This is a genomic window from Runella sp. CRIBMP (assembly GCF_009905605.1).
GTDB lineage: Bacteria > Bacteroidota > Bacteroidia > Cytophagales > Spirosomataceae > Runella.
Genome location: NZ_JAAAKZ010000002.1, coordinates 575,872 through 595,547 on the forward strand (window position 1 = coordinate 575,872; position 19,676 = coordinate 595,547).

Consider the following 19,676-nt stretch of genomic DNA (forward strand, 5'->3'; position numbering starts at 1 on the left):
TTAATCACTCCCGCCACCACTTCATCTTCAACATCCAAAACGCCCCAACCAGTACTGGGAGCAAAATATTGATGCACCACAGCGTCAGGGTTACAGCCACCACCCGGGCAGGAGCGATGTCATAAAAGCTAAAAAAGTACAATGAGGACGCTTCTCGAATGCCCAAATCGCCCAAGAAGTTGAGGGCGGGAATGAGGGTTTTGGCAAAGAATACCAGAAAAATGCAGGCAAGGGCCGTCAAGATGGGCAATGAAACGTCAAAAATCAAAAGCAACAGACCAAACTGAAGCGTAAATACACCGTAACGTAGTACCGCCCAACGAAAAGCCCGACGAATTTCAACCAAATCGTATTGAGCAATAACGTCTACGTAGGGTTCAATCCACCTAAACCATTTGAATCGCTCCAAGTAAAGCTCCGCACTTTTACGGGTGATAATCAACCAAATACCAAAAACCAAGGTAGCCGTTAATGTCCCTAGAAGCGTTAGCTGAGGCCAGCTTTGCAGCGTAGGATGCTGGCCAATGAAAAATCCCCAGCCAAGTGTTCCAAAAAATAATGATACATAAAATTGTAGGCCATTGGAAAGCAGCGCCGCTCCTACTCCAGTCAGGCGCTGATGGCTTTGAAGCGACAGCACCCGTCCTGCGGCATCACCTACGTTGTTGGGCATAATAAACCCTAATGCCAATCCTGACAGAACCCCTTTCAGCGATTGCAGAAAACTGATGTTCTCAATCTTTTGGGCCAACAATTGCCACTTTCTGCTTTCGCAGGCCCAATTGAGCGGGGTCAACAAAATCACTAATGCCAATTCTGCAAAGTGATTGGTGGTGAGCCGTTCCCGCAGCAATTGAAAAACATCCTGTAAACTTTGGCCTTTTTCTTGAATTGTCACGTAGAGGTAAGAAAGCATGGCGACCAATAGCAGCCATTTGAAAACCCATCCGATTTTTTTGAGAGAATACCGCCGAGAAAACCACGAAGGGGTGTTACTTTGCATCATGCAACAAAACCTATCAAATCAGCCAACTGAAAAAATCATTTTAGGCGTCGACCCCGGCACCCGCATTGCGGGCTACGCAATCATCCGTATCATCGAACATCGCATTGAATTGTTACAATACGGCGTGTTAAAACTTGACAAATATAACAGCCACGAACTGAAACTGAAGAAAATCTTTGAACGCATCACGCAGTTAATCGAAGAGTTTTTGCCCGATGAAATGGCCATTGAAGACCCGTTTTATGGAAAAAACCCCCAATCCATGCTTAAACTCGGTCGCGCTCAGGGGGTTGCGATGGCCGCCGCCCTCAATCGCAGCATTCCGATTGTGGAATATTCACCCAAAACCGTAAAAATGTCGGTCACGGGTAGCGGAAGTGCCTCCAAAGAGCAGGTCGCCTACATGTTGGAAAGCATTCTTAAACAAAAATTGGAAGCCCAATACCTAGATGCTACCGACGCTGTGGCCATTGCCATCTGTCACCACTACCACGCCAACGCGCTTCCCTCGGCAGCCTCCAAAAAGAAAGGAGCAAAAAAAGGGGGCTGGTCGGCATTTGTCAGCGAAAATCCCAACCGAATCAAATAGTTGAATCAGGAAATGAGGTTTTTTGCCTCATTTCCTTTTAATAAATAGTGGTAAAACCCCGCTAAGTTGTCTTCTTGTAAGTTTGTAAAGAAAGGTCTCTTGACTATTTTTGCAAATAAGTCTATAAACTCGAACCCTTAGAAAATCTCGTCATTGTTGAACTTTACAGCCAAAATAACGCTCGTCTATGCCCTTTTTATTGCTTTTTGCAGCGCCCAAGCGCAGGAAGTACGTATTCAGGTGTTACAACAAGGCAAAACGTTTAAAGACTCTTCTTTTTATGATATAGTTCCTGTAGGCAATCGCTTCTGGATTGGGGGCAAGTATGGCACCTTAAAATCTAGTGATTCTCTCGGAAATCTAACGGATGTTTCCTACCCAAACCTTCACGTTGATATTTATAAAATTGATCGTTTTGATGCTCAAAATTTGATTGCCTGTGCCGACCAAGGCGTTATTTATAAGCACAATCTTTTGGCCAAGACCTGGGAGGTTATCAAGGTAAAAGGGTACGAAAAAGCCTGTTTTTACAACATGGCGGTGGTAAATGATTCCACGGCGTTTGTGTGTGGGGGTAATACCGCCATTGCCCATTCTCAAAAAACCATCCCTTTGGGTTTTATTCTAAAGTCTACCGACCGTGGTCGCACGTGGCGAAAAGTGTACAGCAATGCATTCAAAATGGTTTGGTGCGTCAAATACAACCCTCATAATCAGCAGGTTTATGCGCTTATGTACACCCCCAACCGCACCCACCTGTACGCACTCGAAAATGACCGCTGGCAAAGAAAACAAAAAGTAGGGAACAGTATATTTCACGAAATACAGTTTGAAAACGCCACTGATTTTGTAGCCACGGGAGGCTGGATTGGCAAGAAGGGACGCATTTATCGTAACGCTCAAAAAAAGGTAATTAACAATGCCGGCTTGATTTGGGGGCGGGTTTCTAACCACAAATATGACCTGTATACCGCCTGCGACGGACAAATCGTGTTGGATAATAAAACGGGGAATTATAAGCGATTTGGCGTAAAGCTCAACGACCAATTTAGTATATATGAAGCTATTTTCACTTCCGACCACACAGCTTTGGCCATCGGGAGTGCGCAAACGCTGCTACACATCACCGTAGTTGATTCTGATATGACGGCTAGTCACGCCCAGTGATTGATTGACTGAGATTTTCCTGCATGATGTATTTTTGCAATGCTTGCGCCACCAGCGCCGTTGTGTAAGCATCTGATGTAAAATAGAGCACATTTCGCACCACCGTTCCACCAGAAAAGTAAACACCTCCTTTCCAAAACACCTTACTATCAACACATTGCCGTTGACTACGCAAAAAATTTACGGCCCGATTAAATGTAGAATGGGGGACGTTTAGCCCTATCTTTTTAAAATTCAGCAAGGCCAACAACGCATAAGTCGTCGACTGTAACTCGTCACCATGATTTACCCGACGGCGACTCCGATAGCTTCCTGCCTGCCGTTGCGACTCCATCAAATGCTGAAGCATCAAGCGCGCAGTGGGGAGCAAGGCGGTATCTCCCGCCGCCAAAGCCCGCGAAACTGCATAATGAAAATGATATCGATTGGGATAATAATGCCCCGCCCGGCTCCAGCGTTTTCTTAGGGCCTGATGATAAATAAAACGATGAGCACCGCTTGTGCCTTTGCTCAAAACTAACTCACCATTTTGGGCCAAATAAGTCAGCACATTAGCATTTACGACGGCGTCAACGTCATTGGTTCCGTAGGGGATATAAGGGCGATACGGCTTTGGATAACAAATACTTTGTTTCAAATAAAATATCTGATTGTGGCCGAAGGTTTTGACAATGCTCCATTTTTTAAAAGCTGCCTCCTGCCCTAGCCAAGTCATATACGCTCCCGAATGTGCACAACCATTAAACAAATAATTATACCAATGCCGATTTTTTCGGAGCGTGTCAAGATAGGTATCAAATAATTGAAAGGGTGCCAATCGACGTTCCGAAGCATCACTAAAATCCGATAGCGAGTCATTGACAACTGGCAAGGTTGTTTTTTTTTCGAAAATTTGACGATGATATAATCTCGCCAAATTGCCAGATGCAGTATCGTCGGCATCATTTTCGACATTGGCCGCATTGTTTATGTAGCGCGACCTAAGTTTGTAGTGCGTAGGTCGCCGCACCCACGGCACATAACTAGGTTGGGGACCTTTCTGCAAATCCCGATTGGGTGGTAGTAGCTTCCAAAAATTGTACCGTTGCTCGGTGGCATAGCTTTGAATCTCAGGAAACGAAGCACGCAACATCGGCAGGATTTGCGTCAAAGACGTATCGGTTAAGTACATCTCCGACAATAAGTTATAAATACCTGACGTTGTAAAGCTATTGGAATCACGGTATTTTTGTCGCGTACCCAGCAAGACAAAACGTTTATACATTTGCATGTAAGCAGGCCATTCTCCAATGTACGTTTTTCCCTCAATGGTTTCCTTACACTGTGTATCCGCTAAAAATTGAAGCGCACCTTTCAAATCATTTTGAAGCGTATCAAATGAAATTTTCGACTGGGCTATTGTTTGTAAAGACGTAAAAAGTAGCCAAAACAAGCAAACCCATCTCCTAACCCATTGCGTAAGGAGAAAAGAGCTTAGGTTCAGGCGCTCCAATTTGTGCAGCTGTTCAAAACACCCTTTGATAATATTTATAGAAAATCTCATTAGAACGGACAATAGACCCAATTTTATGTTCGTTATTAGACCGGTAAATTAAACGGATTAATCCCTAGGTATAATCAAAAAATCGGGGTTATTTAAGTTTGGCAAAGTTATTGATACAGAACAAATCAATAGAATTTTAGTTGTATTTTAGGCAATAATCGTATTTTTGCCCGATTCTTTACCAAGAAAGAGTATCACTTGTAGCACAATAACGAGCAACGAATATCAAAATAACGATTAACTATTTAATCTAAATGGTCAAATTCAGTATGAAAGCGGCGATTTGGGTACTGGCAGCCACGGTGCTGTTTAGTGCTTGTAAGTCAAAACACCCTTCCAGCCTTAATCCAGGCAAAAAAAGTACGGCTACAAACTCCGACTTTGCCTCTAAGAATGGAAAGAAAAGTAAAAAGAAGAAAGGTGCGGCAGATTCGCAGGAATCAGACGGTTTTGTGGTATTACCTTACAAGTCACAAGTTGTAGGACCCAACCTTGTCTTTATTGAAGGCGGTCGTTTTACGATGGGGGCGTTGGAAGAAGATGTGATGAGTACGCACGACAACCGCGAGCGTACTGTGAGTGTGCAGTCATTTTACATGGACGAAACAGAAATTGCCAATTTGCACTATTTGGAGTATTTGCACTATACCCAACGCGACTCGTCGGCAGAAGTATATGCAAAAGCGTTGCCTGATACCACAGTGTGGTACGATCCATTGTCTTTCAATGATTCATATGTAACCTATTATTTCCGTCACCCAGGTTTCCGTATGTACCCTGTTGTAGGTATTTCATGGGTTCAGGCCAACGATTATTCTACATGGCGGACCAATTTTGTGAACAGCAACTTGGCTAAACAAGCTAATGGCAAAAGCAAAAAAGGCTCTCCTATGAAGCGTAGCAAGAAAAAAGGACAAGCTGCGGCCGAGTCAGAGGCTTTGATGGCCAGTTCGCCTTCGGCACGCCCAGCGGTAGAAAGTGGCTATGTATTACCTGATTATCGCCTACCTACAGAAGCCGAGTGGGAATATGCCTCCAAAGCCATGATTGGTACGCAGTATGCCGACGAAAACCAATCCAATCAGCGAATTTATCCTTGGGACGGTTCATCGATGCGCAATCCTCGCGGCAAAAACAAAGGTCAAATGTTGGCCAACTTCAAACGGGCGCGCGGTGACTATGCGGGTATTGCTGGTAAATCAAACGATGGCGCCATCATTACTGAAGAAATTTACAAGTATCCGCCAAATGATTTCGGTTTGTACAATATGGCTGGAAACGTAAATGAGTGGGTGTATGACGTATATCGTCCACTTTCATACATGGACTTCAAAGATTTGAACCCACTACGTCGGGATGGTTTTTTGGATGACGAAAAACGCTACGACGCCAAAAACAGCAACTCAGTCGTAAATGATAAGTTGCGGGTTTATAAAGGCGGCTCTTGGAATGACGTAGCCTATTGGCTTTCACCAGGTACGCGTCGTTTCTTATCGCAGGATTCATCTACCGCAACCATCGGTTTCCGTTGCGCAATGATTTCAACGGGAAGAAATAAATAGACATTCCATTTTTTGAAATAGAAAGAGGGGCGATTGCAAATGCAGTCGCCCCTCCTTTTTTTGAGATAATTCCTCCTAATACGCCGCCGCGATTGTTATGACCGATACTTCCTTCGCGCCGTTTTTGCGCAATTCAATGATTGCCGACTCCAACGTTGAACCCGTCGTAACGATATCGTCTACCAAGGCAATGCGTCGGGTATGGATTTTTTCGGGCTGTGTGATTTCAAAAATGCCCGACACATTCTCAAATCGTTCGAAGCGGGTTTTATGCGTTTGAGTCTCCGTGAATTTGCCCCGTTTCAAAATTTCACCCGACCACGGAATTCCTAAACTTGCCGAAAGGCCCGCCGCAAATTGGTCGCTTTGATTATAGCCCCGCTGCGCCAATTTTCGGGGATGAAGAGGGATGGGAAGCACCCAATCAAAAGAATGCCCCTCGCCCGCTTGCAAAAGTTCATGCCCATAGATTTGTCCCAGCACCTTTCCCACTTCGGGGCGTTTGCCGTACTTGAGTTGATGTAGCATCCGTTGTACTCCGCCTCCTTTTTCAAACTTCAAAAAGGAGTAAACATTTTCCACGGGTACTTTCCCCGCAAATTTTTCTGCTAGTGCAGGAATCTTCATCAAATGAGACTGCGTACGGGGTAAATTTGCCCGGCATTTAGTGCAGATACACTCCTCATTACCTACCAATTGCGCCTTACAAGAGCTACACAGATTTGGATAAAACAAATCAAGTACGTCGCGCCAGAAAAGGGCAAATTGCAGTTTTGGAGGCATTTTGGTATATTATTAGTCAAATCTATTTTTTAACGACTGAATAAAATCGGATTCAGCGGGCTATCTGGTATACTTCCAACGGGCGCCGACGCCAGCCATGTTTCCCAATCGGCGGTTTGATAGCTGTTTCGGGGTTGCATCACGCGTTGGTCTTTGTCCATGTATATCATCGTCATTACTTTACGAGCAGTTTTAGAGACATTGGGTCCCGCGCGGTGAAACAGCCAACCAGCATGATAACTCACTTCTCCTAACTCAAAAGGACCTTCGTTGAGATTAAATTGCGTCAGACTTTGAGACATCAAAGATTCGCTTTCGTCACTAATTTCGAGGTCACGCCCAATCTCAACGGCTTGGCTTTTTTCAGCAAACGCCAACGGGCCCATTTCCATCGGTGTAGCCTGCAATGGAATCCAAACGGTTATGGTCTTAGGTGAAGCCAATGGCCAATAAAACTGATCCGCGTGCCAAGGCGTAATACCGCCCGTCGGTTCTTTATAGAGGGCTTGATCGTGGTATAAACGAACTCCGTCCACTTCCATTAAGTCGGCGGCAATTTGGGCGAGGCGCTTCGAAAACACAAATTCCTTGGCCGTTTCGTCTTCCCGCCAAAGGTTCATGATTTGCAAAAAGGCGCGTTCATACGTGGTGCGCTCTTCCATCGGTTTGGTCAATTTATTAAGTTTAAAAACCAAATCAGTAATGATGTCACCGTAATACGAAAGTACTTCGGGACTCAACACATTTTTGAGTTTTATGTAGCCAAATTCCTGATAAAATGCAATGGCTTCGGGCGAAACCGAATAAGGTGTATTTAGTTCTTCCTTCAACACCGTGGTATCAATTGTTGCGAGCATAAGTATAGATGGTTAGCTTAACTGTTGATACAAAATAACAGAATTTTCAAAATGAGAAAATACGATTTTTTGATTATAATATATGGTATATTAACTTATAATAGACTACATAAAAACAAATAAGGCAAATATTTGATATTTTTGGTATTGCAGTCCTAACAACTTAAAGCCATGAAACCACAACTTGAAAAATTAAGCATCGAAGGTTCTTTGTCTTACTTGGCCCGTGGTTTCAACATGGCGTTTTTCGACGCACCATGGCATTATCATCCAGAATATGAACTTACTTATATTGTAAAAAGTCACGGACAGCGGTTTGTGGGTGATCATATTGGGCCATTTTACGAAGGTGATTTGGTCTTGTTGGGGTCAAACCTCCCCCATTTTTGGCGAAATGATGACGCCTTTTATCAATCCAACCCCGCGCTATGGGCCGAATCGGTAGTGATACAATTCCCGCAAAGTCTGGTTTATGATTTCATCGAAAAAGTGCCCGAATTCACTTCAATTCAGGAATTAATGAAACGGTCAGCGCGGGGTATTAAGTTTAGTAATGAATCTACCCAAAGAATAGAAAAAGACATTCTCCAATTGCCGTATTTGCCCGAAGGTGTCCGCTTTATTTCATTTTTAGGCATTCTTTTAGCTTTGACTAAGGATAAATCTGCCGAGGCATTGGCCAGTTCCGCCTACCAAATCACACCCGACGACGCAGATACCGAGCGGATGAAACGTATCATTGAGTTTACTTTGAGGCATTTTCAGGAAGAAATTCGGCTGGAAATCGTGGCCGAAACGGCGCACATGACCGTTCCTGCATTTTGTCGGTATTTCAAAAAAAGGACGCAGAAAACGTATGTTGAATTTCTAAATAATTTTCGCCTCAGTCACGCCCGAAAGCTTCTCAGCAATTCTGATCTTAGTGTAGCGCAGGTTGGGTTGGAATGCGGCTTTCGCAATTTATCTAACTTTCATCAAATTTTTAAACGTCACACGGGCCTCTCTCCGCTCCAGTATAAAACTGAACAAAAAAAACGAATCCGTTAAAGGCAAATCAGCGTCAATTGCATTCTATTCAATGAAAAATTAGAACGCGATTGAAGCTGATTTGTATTATTAAGGTATTTTCAAAACCACTCTACCTTAGACTAGCAGCAACCCGAATTGGGTGTGCAACAAGCCGAAACTTGCTCCAAGTCAGACAACTTGATTTTAGGCTTTTCAATGCTTTTTTTCATGATAACAGCCGAACTTGGACATAAACTACTGAACTGCTGTGATTGGGCAATTTCAGTGGGAACAGCCGCACGTTCTACGCGCTCATAGCCTTGTTTTTCAAAATAACCATCCGCTGTGGTGGTGATAAGATACAATTCTTTCACTCCTTTTAGCCTCACTTGTTTGCTTAAATCATTCACCAAACGGCCGGCAATTTTATAGTTGCGAAAGTCTTCCTGTACCGCAACTGAGCGCAGCAATCCGATAGTACCGTTGACTTCCACACCAGCCGAGCCTACCAATTTTTCGTTGACAAAAGCCAATAAAAAATCGGGCAATTTCACATTTAGGTCTTCAGTAGGTAATCCAACCGACTTCAGAAGCGCGACAACCGACTCATAATCAGCGGGCTGCGCCAGTCGAATTTCGATTTCGATAGCGTCTGACGATTTGGAACCGTCGGGTGCCGTGGAAATCGCAGTCAACAATGGTTTTTCGGCATAAACCGTAATACTGTAAATTCCAGTACCACTTGTTCGGAAAGAAGCGATTTCTTCGGGCGACAAAAAGGTACTCAGAATTGAATCTGGCAGAAAAATCTCACGGTCTTTTTGCAACGTGATGTTTGTAAAACCCGCTTGCTCAATCAAGCCAAGATAGGACTCCTTCTGTATGGCCCCCGATACGCAGCCCGCGTACATTTCGGCTGCCTGCTGCAAGCCCGCAGGCAGCTGACCTACCAATACAATATCCGAAATACTAAAATGTCCGTTGGGTTTTAAAACCCGGTAAATTTCGTTGAACACATTTACTTTATTGGGCACCAAATTTAGTACGCAATTGCTCACAATCACATCTGCAACCGAATCATTGACAGGCATTTGCTCAATATCTCCTTGACGAAACTCCACGTTATTGAATCCCAATTTTTCGGCATTGGCACGGGCCTTGGTGAGCATAGCTTCCGTAAAATCAATCCCGATTACTTTGCCTTCTGGGCCCGTTTCGGCACGCGCTACAAAGGCATCATTGCCCGCTCCGCTGCCTAAGTCAATGACCGTATCACCAGGTTTGATTTGTGCAAATTTTGTGGGCAAACCGCAGCCTAATCCCAAGTCGGCATCGGCTACGTACCCACCCAGCTTAGAATAATCTTCGGCCATGATACCGATAAAATCTTCGTCGGTACCGCAGGTAGGGCCGCAACCGCAGCAAGAAGCAGCATTTTGGTCTTTGGATTGGTTAGCGACTTCCGTGTATTTTTCGCGGACAATTTCTTTGAGTGACTGTTCTGTGTTCATAAGTATTTGATTTTCTATTGCAATATTACGATATATAAGGGTAAAAAATTTTAACAGCAACCTACTTTTGAAAAAAGGGCAAATACGCCACCAAATGCTTCTTCGGCCTCTCCCCACACTTGTTCGTTGATACAGTAACAAACGCGCGGTGGGTCAATGCTTCCCTGAATGATACCAATGCGTTTGAGCTCTTTCAAATGCTGCGATACAGTGGCTTGTGAAAGGGGAAGCTCATCTACTAAGTCTCCACATACACAGGCCTTTCTTTGGGCTAACAGCCGCAAAATAGCAACCCGCGCGGGATGCGCAAAGGCTTTGGCTAAATCGGCCATCCGGTTATCTGCCTCGCTGAATACTTCACTTTTGGAAAGTCCCATAATAGTTGCTACATGTTTTATATCGCAATATTACGATGATATATTTTATAAAACAAGATTAAGCTCATTTTTCACTCATCTTCAAGGAGTTAAGTCAAGAATTGAAAACAAATAAAAATTGGAGAACTTGGTATTAATTGGAGATTTATATCAACAAAATTGGTTTTTGCCAAATTTTTTACTTTACTTGGCATAGTCTTTGTATTAAACAGAGTCAACCCGTTCCTCAGAACTTATGATAAAAAAAATAATTTTATTACTGGTGTTCTCCAGTTTTGGCCAAACTATTGTTGCCCAAACGGCCAAAAAGGACACCACGCAAAAAGCTTCGATGTCGGCTGATTTGCTTAGTTTTGCCAAAAAGCACTTGTCATTGCGCTACCGCTCAGGAGGTACTTCCAAAAAAGGTTTTGATTGTTCAGGATTTGTCCGCTATTGTTTTTCTCAATTCGGTTTTACTTTGCCGCATTCTAGCGCCGCCCAGATTTCTCACGGCACCGAGGTAGGCATTGACCAAGCCAAAGCAGGAGATTTAATTTTTTTCAAAGGCCATAATTCAAGCAGCCAACGCGTAGGACACGTCGGCATGATTGTGGAAGTGGGCACCAACTACGTCAAATTCATTCATTCGGCCTGGAAAGGCGGCGTACGCTACGATTTTCTGAATGCCGATTATTATCGCAAACGTTACGTGGGTATCCGTCGCATCATCAACGAATCCAATTAAATCAAGAAGCAAGAAATCAGTCCAGAGCTCCGCACCTATTTTAAAGAATAGCCACGTAGTAATCCAACTCTAACTTTCAACTTCTTAATAATCAACGTTAAAACCAACTACTAGGCGGGAAATACCTTCACTAATCGCTCCACGGCTCGCTCCAGCGTTTCTTCTTTTTTAGCAAAACAAAAGCGCACAACGCCGTTGTCAGTCGCTTCTTGATAAAAAGCCGATACCGGAATACAAGCCACTTTGTGCTCTTTGGTCAGCCAAATGGAAAAATCTTTGTCTGATTTTTCGGACAGATGATCAAAATAATAAAGCTGAAAATAACTGCCGTAGCTTGGCAAGGGTTTAAAACGGGTTTGTTCCATGAGTTTGGCAAAATAATTGCGCTTGCCCTCATAAAAACCCGCAATGCTTCGGTATTCGGCCGAATCTTTTAGGTGCTCCGCCAATCCTACCTGCGCGGGCGTAAAACATGAAAAACAATTGAATTGGTGGATTTTACGAAATTCTACGGTAAAAGCGGGCGGCGCTACACAATAACCCATTTTCCAACCCGTGCAATGGTACGCTTTCCCAAACGAAAAACACACAAATGCGCGTTGGCGTAAATCTTCGTAGCGCAACATACTCCGATGCGGCTCGCCGTCATAAATCAAGTGCTCGTAGACTTCATCCGACATAATCAGCAAATCGTATTCTTGAACAATCTGACGTAATTGCGCTATATCATCGTCGCGTAGAATACTCCCCGTAGGATTATGGGGCGTATTGAGCGCAATCATACGTGTGCGGGGCGTGATGCGCGCCCGCACTTCGTCCCAATTGATACGGTAAGTCGGAAAATCGAGGGAAATTCGAACGGCAACGGCTCCGTTTACTTCAATATTTGGGATATAACTATCGTAAGCGGGTTCAAACACTATGACCTCATCACCAGGGCGTAATACGGCCGTAAAGGCGGTATAAATCGCATAAGTACCGCCAGGGGTGATGGTAATTTCGGTGTCGGGATTAACCGAAACTCCGTGCAAATCATGGATTTTGGCGGCGATACTTTCCCGCAGCGGCATCCAGCCCGCCATGGGCGAATACTGGTTGAACCCTTTCTGCATGGCCTCACTTGTGAGGCGTACGAGTGCTTCGGGCATGTCAAAATCAGGAAAACCCTGCGAAAGATTGATGGCTTTATGCTCAGTGGCCAACGCCGACATGACCGTAAAAATCGTCGTACCGACGTTGGGAAGTTTTGACTCCATTTCTAGACCTTCTGTTTTTAGACCTTCTGTGTAGTGTTAGGTAATTTCGTGTAAAAATATTGTATTCATTTTTAAAAATCGCCCATTTTTGCATTTCTATTGCTTTATTTGTTAATCGTATTGCCTTTATTAGCAACATTTTCATTTTTCGCTCATTTATTCATTCAACGATGGAATCATTATTTACGGCTGAAGCACTCATCAGTTTATTAACCCTGACGTTTTTAGAAATCGTTTTAGGCATCGACAACATTATCTTTATTTCCATTGCGGCCAACAAACTTTCCCGCAAAGACCAACCCAAAGCCCGCAACATAGGTTTGCTTCTGGCCATGATTTTTCGGGTGAGTTTACTTTTTGGAATTTCGTTTATTATTTCACTTTCTCAACCTTTTACCCACGTAGACGCGGGGTGGTTTAAGGCGGCTTTTTCGGGGCAGAGTGTTATTTTGGTCATTGGAGGACTCTTCCTGCTTTATAAAAGTACGTCAGAGATTCACCACAAACTAGAAGGAATCAATGAGGAAGTACAAAAGCCAAAAGGAAGTGCCAGCAACAAACTTACCAGCGTAGTATTACAAATCGCTCTCATCAACGTTGTGTTTTCGATTGACTCTATTTTGACGGCCATCGGTCTCACCAACAACATTCCCGTTATGATTGTGGCCGTGGTCCTATCGGTCATTATCATGATGCTTTTCTCAGGCCCCGTCGGCGACTTTGTCAACCGTCACCCATCCGTTCAAATGCTCGGACTGGCTTTTTTGATTGCCATCGGATTTATGCTCATTGCCGAGGGCGCTCACTTGGCCGAAGTGTCCATTTTTGACTCAGAAGTGGGTTCTGTCCCTAAAGGCTACCTATATTTTGCCATTGCATTCTCTCTTTTGGTCGAAGTACTCAACATCAATATGCGTAAAAACTCACAGCCCGTCAAATTGCACGATTATAAGTCGCAAGCCGAGCGCGAAGGTATATTGGGTAAACAGGAGGAATAGTTCAAGCCATTTTCCTGCAATTCAATCAAAGAAGGCGAATCCTCGGATTCGCCTTCTTTGATTTTTTATATCTCCCAGCAGATTACAATTTTTCAAAAATTAATCCGATAAAAGAATACGGGTAAAAAGCCCAGTTGGTACTCCTGCTTTACGTAAGGAGCCTGCGGCACATAGCTCAGACTCAGCAAATTCTGAATCCCCAGCACGTTGACCAAATCAACGGCGATGGTATGGGTAAGGCGGTTACGGTTTATTTTATATTCCGTCTTGATGTCGAAGCGATTGTAAGGACTGAATTGCAGCGAATTGCGGGTAGCGTCGGCATAAATCACTTCCTGACTTTGACGTGACGCAGTAATATCTGCCGGACCGTACCAACGCCCGCCAGTGGCGGTATACTTGGCACCGATGTTCAGCGATTTACGTTTTTTGAAGGTAAATTCTTTAGAAAACAACGCATTGAAAGCGTATTTTCCGTTGAAATCGGTATTGCGCCAAACGCCGTCTGACCCTTGATATTTAGCGTCAAAAACAGAAGCCGTCACCAGAAAATAGTAGTTATTGCTAAAAAACTTCTCCAGAGTCAGCTCTACGCCGTAGTTGCGACCTTTGCCTGCGTTTTGAAGAGGATTTGGAAAAAACCTCGAAAATCCCGCGCCACTGTTTAGGATAGAAAATGACGATTTCTGAATTTCTACGGGAACATCATACAAACGCTGATAATAGACTTCAGCCAACAATCGCAGGTTTTCTGCCAACATTTTACTGTATCCTGCCACAAAATGCCAGCTTTTCATCAAACCCACGTTTTTGGCGGGGAAAGCATTGGCCGTACCAGTATTTGCAGGATTGTAAAAGTACAAATAGGTTGGCAATCCTTGACTGTGAAGGCCCGTTGCAAACGTAATCTTCTGACGATTAGGCAATTCCCACGAAAGTCCCGCCCGTGGTTCAATCGGAGAATAACTGTTTTTATTGATCGAACTGTAAAAACTGCTCAATCCGACGTTCAGCGCAACATTTTGGGTCAGGTAATGTTTGAACTGAATGTAAGGTTGCAACTGAATAAAACCTTCAGCATCCGCATTCCAACGTCGGCGCCAAGGTGTCAGCTGATTGGTTGTTTCATTCAAGTTTCGAACATCATCAAAAGCCGTAAAACGTATCATATCAGCATTAACTCCCACTTTCAGCGTGCTCTTCGCCCCCCATTTCTTGTTCAGGGCTGTGGCCAACGAATACTTGGTATCCGAAAATTTATAATCAAGAATCGGTCGCAGCGAATCAATAACGTATTTTTGGTTCTGCACCAGTGGGTTGCCCACGGCATCTTTTCGGAGGAATAAAAAATCGTGATTGGCGTCCTGAATATTGTTGGAAACCGCCAGCGTTGCTTTAAAAAACGTGCTTTTATTGAGCGGTTGGTTATACGTAATTCCACCCAGCGCCATCTTGGACGTAAAATACTGGTCGCGGTCGTTCTGACCAAAAATATTACGGTCGCTTACTTCCTGTTCGCTCACCAAAATATCAACGGTACTCGTGCCGCCAATCCCCCACAATGCCACATTCCCACCGTTTTTGATCGGAAAATTGAATCGTGCAAAACCGTCAGCATAGGATGGCACGGCCTGCGTACCAATGTCGATACCCGCTTTGTTGAATAGCCAAAGGTTGGCGTAGCGCCCCGTGACCAAATACGAAGCTTTGGACTTTTTGGAAAGCGGCCCTTCGGCGGTGGCTTCGGTGCCCAAAAAGCCAAACTGAGCACCAAATTCGTGTTTTTCATTGTTTCCGTTTCGTAATTTCAGGTCAAAAACCCCCGCAGTGGTGTTGCCAAATTCAGCAGGGAAAGCGCCCGTAAAAAAGTCAGAGTTGGCCAAGTATTTATTGTTGATAATGCTCACTGGCCCACCCGACGTACCCGAAATGGCAAAGTGGTTGGGATTGGGAATACTGACGCCTTCGAGTCGCCACAGCACGCCTGAGGGTGAGTTTCCGCGAATCACAATGTCGTTGCGCGAATCATCGGCTCCCTGCACCCCCGCAAAATTGGATGCCATCCGCGCAGGTTCTCCCCTGCTGCCTGCGTAGCGCTCTGTTTCCTCCACCGAAAACTGACGCGCACTGACCATTGCCATTTCGTTGGCCGCTTCGCCGCTCCGTTTGACTCTCACCACCACGGTATTGAGTTCAGTAATTGACTCCTCCATTTCCAGATTAAGCACCGTTTCGCGGCCCGCTTCCACCACGATGTTATTAAGCAAAATTTCTTTGTATCCAACCAGCGTGAAGCGCAGCGTTTGCCGCCCAACGGCCACATTGACCACCCGAAAAGTACCATCTAAATCGGTAACAGTTCCCACAGGTTGCGCGGCGTTGTTCATCAAAAGTGCCGTAACACCTACCAATGGAAACTTTGATTCTTTATCCACAATTTTACCACGAATGGTTTGGGTAGGCTGGGCAAAACCAACAAGTGAAATGATTGAGCAGGTAAAGAGTAAAAGAAGATTTTTCATATTTGATTAATTCGTCAATGCTTGGATAAGTATCAATAATCCCATAGCACCAACAGTACCCGCCAAGGTTCTTAAGTAGCGTCGTCCTTCACGTTTTCGCTCGTCACGGGTCATGTCTTTGTAAGGTTTCATATTTTGGTCTATGCCCCGGCCAAAAAAGTAAAACCCGCCCGCAAGCACCCCGATTGCGAGCAAAAAAACCAGTACCGCCGCCACTCCGTAACCCGAACAGGCGATATTACACGATAAGGCAGCCCCAAGAACCGCCAATCCGACTCCCAATAAAAATAATAGGAAGTAACCCACACGATGACCCGCGTTACCATCAGCCGCACTAGCAGAACGACGTGCCATTTTTTGGTACATTTTCTCCCGAAAAGACAGTTTGGTTTCACCTGAGGTACGGCTATTTACGGTTTCAGAGGTAGACGAGAGACTACTGTACAAAGCAGTGGTTCCTTCAGGATGGGTCGTCATGCGTCCCAGAATCCCGCCCGCAATGGTATAAGTAAAGAGGTTAAGGCAAACAAGGCAAAAAAAGGTTTGTTTCTGAAAGATAAACCGCGTTCGCGAAGTAATATCAACCAAACGGAGTGCCGCATAACGGCGAATGATGACTTTAAGTAGAATTAATCCCACAATCATCCCCATAAAAACACCCGACGAACCTCCTTTAAAAAGGGCGCTGCCCACAATGATACCAATAAGGATATTGGTAATTTCAATTACGATAATCAGAGGAATGGCTTGATGCGGGTGGCGAGAAGCCCAAAACGAAAGTAGATTGGTCAATTTCATTCTGAAAATGAGGTTATAGGAGATGCTAATTTACCAAAAGTACAAAACTAGCCTCCATTTCCCCAAACCGTTGAATCATAAACACCATCGTTTTAGGATAAAAACACGGTGAATTTGACAAGGACATCGTTTCTCTAGGCTGTGCGGTTGGTAAGCGTTTAGAAAACCAATATCCTTGCCCTAATTCAACATATTTTTTTAACTGTGAGGTCCAACTTATAGTCCTTCAAACGTCCAACCAATATACACAATGCGTCCAATTGAAGCCGCTCCGTATACTTGTACGGCATTGGCGTTCAACAAATTAGTACCTCCAATTTTTAAATTGCTTTTTAGTTTTGGCAAACGATAATTTACCTGCGCATCTACCGTTCCGAAGGCATCAATGTAGCCTTCATCGATGGGCATAAAATACGTATAACCGCTTATGTGGCGATAGTTGACGGCGTAAGTCACATTTTTGAATGGCTCTCCATTGAGTCCTACATTTACTTTATGCGCTGGGGTATTAAAGCCCAAAATCAAACCAGGAACATCGTCTTCATTGATATGCGACCATGTATAATTGGCGTTCAGATTGAGTTTTTTATTCCAAAAATATTCAACACTTCCAATTAGCCCCTGAGTACGCACTTGGCGGTCGGCATTGGCCCAGGTTTGAATCAAGCGGCCTCGGGTACGGTCGGTGGTAGGTTTGGCAAAATCGCCGCTGGCGGTTGGGAGCGGTGCGCCCGTGGGCACCAAGCCGTCTTCACGACCATAAAACCGAAGAGTACCGATAAAATCATTGTACCACGACCGATAATAACTCAAATCAACGTATAACCCTTTAAGAAGCTGCGCTTTGTAGCCAATTTCCCACGTATTGACCTGCTCAGGAGTAATTTTTTTGATGGTAACGGGTTTTAAGAAATCAGGATTGGCCTGTCCATTTGGCAATGCCGAAACGGCGTTTAAGCCTTGGTAGCCATTTTCCACATTTCCCGCCACCAACAGCGTCCCAAAATCAAGGTAGATAAATTGATCTAACTGCGCGGGTTGACGGTAAGCTTGCGCGTAGTTTACCCGAAAATTATGTTGGCGATTTTCTCCCAACGAAACCACTGCTGAAATACGGGGAGAAAACCGACTGCCAAAATTGCGAAAACGGTCAAAACGGCCTGCCGCCGCCAGTTTTAAGCGGTTTTGCCATACGGCATACCGAAGTTGCCCATACGCCCCTCCATCCCAATTGACAATGCGCTCGCGACGTTGAATATCGTTGGTATTGGCAGAAATGGGCGAATTAGGGCCATCAGAAAACAGTGTTCCTCCCGATTGCAGCAAATGCGTTCGGTAAGAGGCCCCCGCAATGAAATTGAGCTTGTTCATAGTCCATTCGCGTTGGGCGCTTATATCCCAAAAACGGGCCGTATTGGCAAAAGCCGCCCCCCGTACTGTTTTGGTCCCGTTTACGTCAATTAAACCTACACCACTGACAATCTGCTCCCGAAGCTGATTAAAATGAGGACTTCCTACTGGCAATTGTACCCCCGCCGCCAACTGCGACGCCAATGCCTGCGCGGCTTCGATGCTCTGCCCACCAGCAATGGCTTGCGGTAATGTGTAAGCCGATGGAATACCACCATTTGGATTGGCGGCAAATACGTTGGGAACCACCGCCCCCGCTGAAAGACCGTTGGTACGAGCCGCCGTAAATACCTGATTCCAAAGCGCATAGTAGTTAGACGCGAAGGTAGGGTAGCGGCTTCCGTTGGCTTGGGTTCCTGAGGCCATGGGAGCGTTGAGAAGACCGCCCGCGAGGGAGTTTAAATCGTAGGCTTTGCCACCGTAATCAAAAACGGTATACGCCCTTATGAACCATTTATCTGATTTTAGCTCTATCCGATGTACATCATACTTCATTCCGCGCTGGGCGTATCGACTTGTACTTTGAAAAATACCATTGCTGACCGCCAATTTATATTCATACACCGCCCGAACTTTGGCGTTGATTTGCCAATGGAGCGAAGGATTAATCCGATAGTTTCCCGCTTTGTAGTTGCCATTATTGAATAATTTAAACGGGTTTCCTGACGATTCAGGCCAATTGGCCATTGCTGCTTCGGAGTAGCCCTGGGTATAAATTCTGTAGGCTGCATTGTTGTTGAGCGCAGTCAAAGCAGGGCTACTGACCGTGGTCCCTACGTCACCGTACCGATTGACAGCATTCCATCCGGCTGGGTTTCCAGTTGCATTATTGACTGGGTCTGAGCCGGCCAAACCACCCGAAGTAACGCGCTTGATGGCAGCATTATTGGATGACAAAAATTCGTCGGCCTCAAAATAATTGGCGTTGAATTTTAGGGCCACTTTATTCCCCAACACTTTAGCGTAGCGAATTTGCCCGTCAATCATCGAACGGTTCCCGCCGCGCAGTGAAGCCGACAGTCCCTGGTATTTAAAAGGGTCTTTGGAATGCATCAGCAACACACCGTTGAAGGCATTGGAGCCATAAAGCGCCGAGTTGGCTCCAAACACAATATCTGCACTTTCTAGGTCCAGCTCACCAATGCCGACCCAGTTTCCGTAATACAACGACGCCGTGGGAGAAGTCACGTCAACGAAATCGGCCAGCTGAATCACGCGTTCGGCCTTTGAACTGTTGAAGCCCCGAGTACTGAAGCTGGTAATCAACCAACTTGATTGACTCACATCGACACCTTTGAGCCGCGATAAGGATGAAATAAACTCAGAAGAAGGTTGTTTTTGCAGCTGCGTGCCTAAAATACGCTCAACCGTGACGGGCGTTTCCATGATGGGCTCGGCCGTACGTGAAGCTGAAACAATGACTTCATTGAGGTACAATGTGTCTAATTCTAGCGATTTTTTGGGTGAAGAGATTTGTGAAAATGAAAATTTAGTAATTGTTAAAATAAGTAAAATTGGACTAAAATAACGATTTATCATCTCCTTTTGAATGGGTTTGTTTG

16 protein-coding genes are annotated in these 19,676 nt (G+C 44.8%); 6 read left to right on the top strand and 10 right to left on the bottom strand.

The features are described from left to right. Positions 1-4: 4 nt before the first annotated feature. Positions 5-1,006, bottom strand: a complete 1,002-nt coding sequence (locus tag GVN20_RS07495; RefSeq protein ID WP_166557723.1) for a lysylphosphatidylglycerol synthase domain-containing protein — start codon at positions 1,004-1,006, stop codon at positions 5-7. Here GVN20_RS07495 and ruvC point away from each other — a divergent pair. Beyond that, a complete protein-coding gene (gene ruvC / locus GVN20_RS07500; protein ID WP_114065373.1) occupies positions 1,005-1,595 on the top strand; it encodes a crossover junction endodeoxyribonuclease RuvC in 591 nt (196 codons plus the stop codon). The two genes, GVN20_RS07495 and ruvC, sit on opposite strands and share 2 nt — an antisense overlap. 156 nt (positions 1,596-1,751) lie before the next feature. Further along, on the top strand, positions 1,752-2,762 hold the full coding sequence (locus tag GVN20_RS07505; RefSeq protein ID WP_206023220.1) for a hypothetical protein: 1,011 nt from the start codon (positions 1,752-1,754) through the stop codon (positions 2,760-2,762). On the opposite strand, the gene GVN20_RS07510 is transcribed toward GVN20_RS07505, so the two are convergent. Further along, positions 2,746-4,305, bottom strand: coding sequence for a hypothetical protein (locus GVN20_RS07510; protein ID WP_166557725.1), 1,560 nt, complete (start codon positions 4,303-4,305; stop codon positions 2,746-2,748). The genes GVN20_RS07505 and GVN20_RS07510 overlap by 17 nt on opposite strands. 254 nt (positions 4,306-4,559) lie before the next feature. On the opposite strand from GVN20_RS07510, the gene GVN20_RS07515 reads away from it, so the two are divergent. Then, positions 4,560-5,867: an SUMF1/EgtB/PvdO family nonheme iron enzyme gene (locus tag GVN20_RS07515; protein WP_166557726.1), complete on the top strand. Its 1,308-nt coding sequence runs from the start codon at positions 4,560-4,562 to the stop codon at positions 5,865-5,867. A gap of 75 nt (positions 5,868-5,942) precedes the next feature. Here the strand turns inward: GVN20_RS07515 and GVN20_RS07520 are convergent, their stop codons facing one another. Together GVN20_RS07520 and GVN20_RS07525 are read right to left on the bottom strand one after the other, a co-directional pair. Continuing rightward, on the bottom strand, positions 5,943-6,650 hold the full coding sequence (locus GVN20_RS07520) for a ComF family protein (RefSeq protein WP_114065369.1): 708 nt from the start codon (positions 6,648-6,650) through the stop codon (positions 5,943-5,945). Between the two features lie 29 nt (positions 6,651-6,679). After that, positions 6,680-7,507 (bottom strand): phytanoyl-CoA dioxygenase family protein, encoded by an 828-nt coding sequence (locus GVN20_RS07525; RefSeq protein ID WP_166557727.1) that lies wholly within the window; start codon positions 7,505-7,507, stop codon positions 6,680-6,682. A 171-nt stretch (positions 7,508-7,678) separates the two neighbouring features. Between GVN20_RS07525 and GVN20_RS07530 the strand changes: the two genes are divergently transcribed. Then, positions 7,679-8,554, top strand: a complete 876-nt coding sequence (locus tag GVN20_RS07530; protein WP_166557728.1) for an AraC family transcriptional regulator — start codon at positions 7,679-7,681, stop codon at positions 8,552-8,554. A gap of 101 nt (positions 8,555-8,655) precedes the next feature. Here the strand turns inward: GVN20_RS07530 and arsN2 are convergent, their stop codons facing one another. Together arsN2 and GVN20_RS07545 are read right to left on the bottom strand one after the other, a co-directional pair. Then, positions 8,656-10,026: an arsenic resistance N-acetyltransferase ArsN2 gene (arsN2, locus tag GVN20_RS30105; RefSeq protein WP_206023221.1), complete on the bottom strand. Its 1,371-nt coding sequence runs from the start codon at positions 10,024-10,026 to the stop codon at positions 8,656-8,658. Positions 10,027-10,076: 50 nt separating this feature from the next. Then, positions 10,077-10,403, bottom strand: a complete 327-nt coding sequence (locus GVN20_RS07545; protein WP_166557729.1) for a helix-turn-helix transcriptional regulator — start codon at positions 10,401-10,403, stop codon at positions 10,077-10,079. 235 nt (positions 10,404-10,638) lie between these two features. On the opposite strand from GVN20_RS07545, the gene GVN20_RS07550 reads away from it, so the two are divergent. Then, positions 10,639-11,130 (top strand): C40 family peptidase, encoded by a 492-nt coding sequence (locus tag GVN20_RS07550; protein WP_166557730.1) that lies wholly within the window; start codon positions 10,639-10,641, stop codon positions 11,128-11,130. 110 nt (positions 11,131-11,240) lie between these two features. On the opposite strand, the gene GVN20_RS07555 is transcribed toward GVN20_RS07550, so the two are convergent. After that, positions 11,241-12,386, bottom strand: coding sequence for a methionine aminotransferase (locus GVN20_RS07555; protein WP_166557731.1), 1,146 nt, complete (start codon positions 12,384-12,386; stop codon positions 11,241-11,243). A gap of 170 nt (positions 12,387-12,556) precedes the next feature. Here GVN20_RS07555 and GVN20_RS07560 point away from each other — a divergent pair, with 170 nt between their 5' ends. Next, positions 12,557-13,384 (top strand): TerC family protein, encoded by an 828-nt coding sequence (locus GVN20_RS07560; RefSeq protein WP_166557732.1) that lies wholly within the window; start codon positions 12,557-12,559, stop codon positions 13,382-13,384. A 92-nt stretch (positions 13,385-13,476) separates the two neighbouring features. Here the strand turns inward: GVN20_RS07560 and GVN20_RS07565 are convergent, their stop codons facing one another. The 3 genes from GVN20_RS07565 to GVN20_RS07575 all read right to left on the bottom strand — a co-directional run bounded on the left by GVN20_RS07565 (position 13,477) and on the right by GVN20_RS07575 (position 19,653). After that, the gene (locus tag GVN20_RS07565) at positions 13,477-15,906 is read right to left on the bottom strand and encodes a TonB-dependent receptor (protein ID WP_166557733.1); all 2,430 of its coding nucleotides are present in this window, start codon (positions 15,904-15,906) and stop codon (positions 13,477-13,479) included. Positions 15,907-15,912: 6 nt separating this feature from the next. Next, complete coding sequence (locus tag GVN20_RS07570) at positions 15,913-16,704, bottom strand: hypothetical protein (protein WP_166557734.1); 792 nt, start codon at positions 16,702-16,704, stop codon at positions 15,913-15,915. Positions 16,705-16,920: 216 nt separating this feature from the next. Further along, the gene (locus GVN20_RS07575) at positions 16,921-19,653 is read right to left on the bottom strand and encodes a TonB-dependent receptor (protein ID WP_229598999.1); all 2,733 of its coding nucleotides are present in this window, start codon (positions 19,651-19,653) and stop codon (positions 16,921-16,923) included. Positions 19,654-19,676 lie beyond the last annotated feature (23 nt).

Bases quoted from the DNA above. Each gene is read 5' to 3' on its own strand.
- GVN20_RS07510 (WP_166557725.1), bottom strand. From the start codon at position 4,305: ATGAGATTTTCTATAAATATTATCAAAGGGTGTTTTGAACAGCTGCAC.
- GVN20_RS07525 (WP_166557727.1), bottom strand. From the start codon at position 7,507: ATGCTCGCAACAATTGATACCACGGTGTTGAAGGAAGAACTAAATACA.
- GVN20_RS07495 (WP_166557723.1), bottom strand. From the start codon at position 1,006: ATGATGCAAAGTAACACCCCTTCGTGGTTTTCTCGGCGGTATTCTCTC.
- GVN20_RS07520 (WP_114065369.1), bottom strand. From the start codon at position 6,650: ATGCCTCCAAAACTGCAATTTGCCCTTTTCTGGCGCGACGTACTTGAT.
- GVN20_RS07550 (WP_166557730.1), top strand. From the start codon at position 10,639: ATGATAAAAAAAATAATTTTATTACTGGTGTTCTCCAGTTTTGGCCAA.
- GVN20_RS07560 (WP_166557732.1), top strand. From the start codon at position 12,557: ATGGAATCATTATTTACGGCTGAAGCACTCATCAGTTTATTAACCCTG.
- ruvC (WP_114065373.1), top strand. From the start codon at position 1,005: ATGCAACAAAACCTATCAAATCAGCCAACTGAAAAAATCATTTTAGGC.
- GVN20_RS07515 (WP_166557726.1), top strand. From the start codon at position 4,560: ATGGTCAAATTCAGTATGAAAGCGGCGATTTGGGTACTGGCAGCCACG.
- GVN20_RS07545 (WP_166557729.1), bottom strand. From the start codon at position 10,403: ATGGGACTTTCCAAAAGTGAAGTATTCAGCGAGGCAGATAACCGGATG.
- GVN20_RS07575 (WP_229598999.1), bottom strand. From the start codon at position 19,653: ATGATAAATCGTTATTTTAGTCCAATTTTACTTATTTTAACAATTACT.
- arsN2 (WP_206023221.1), bottom strand. From the start codon at position 10,026: ATGAACACAGAACAGTCACTCAAAGAAATTGTCCGCGAAAAATACACG.
- GVN20_RS07530 (WP_166557728.1), top strand. From the start codon at position 7,679: ATGAAACCACAACTTGAAAAATTAAGCATCGAAGGTTCTTTGTCTTAC.
- GVN20_RS07555 (WP_166557731.1), bottom strand. From the start codon at position 12,386: ATGGAGTCAAAACTTCCCAACGTCGGTACGACGATTTTTACGGTCATG.
- GVN20_RS07570 (WP_166557734.1), bottom strand. From the start codon at position 16,704: ATGAAATTGACCAATCTACTTTCGTTTTGGGCTTCTCGCCACCCGCAT.
- GVN20_RS07565 (WP_166557733.1), bottom strand. From the start codon at position 15,906: ATGAAAAATCTTCTTTTACTCTTTACCTGCTCAATCATTTCACTTGTT.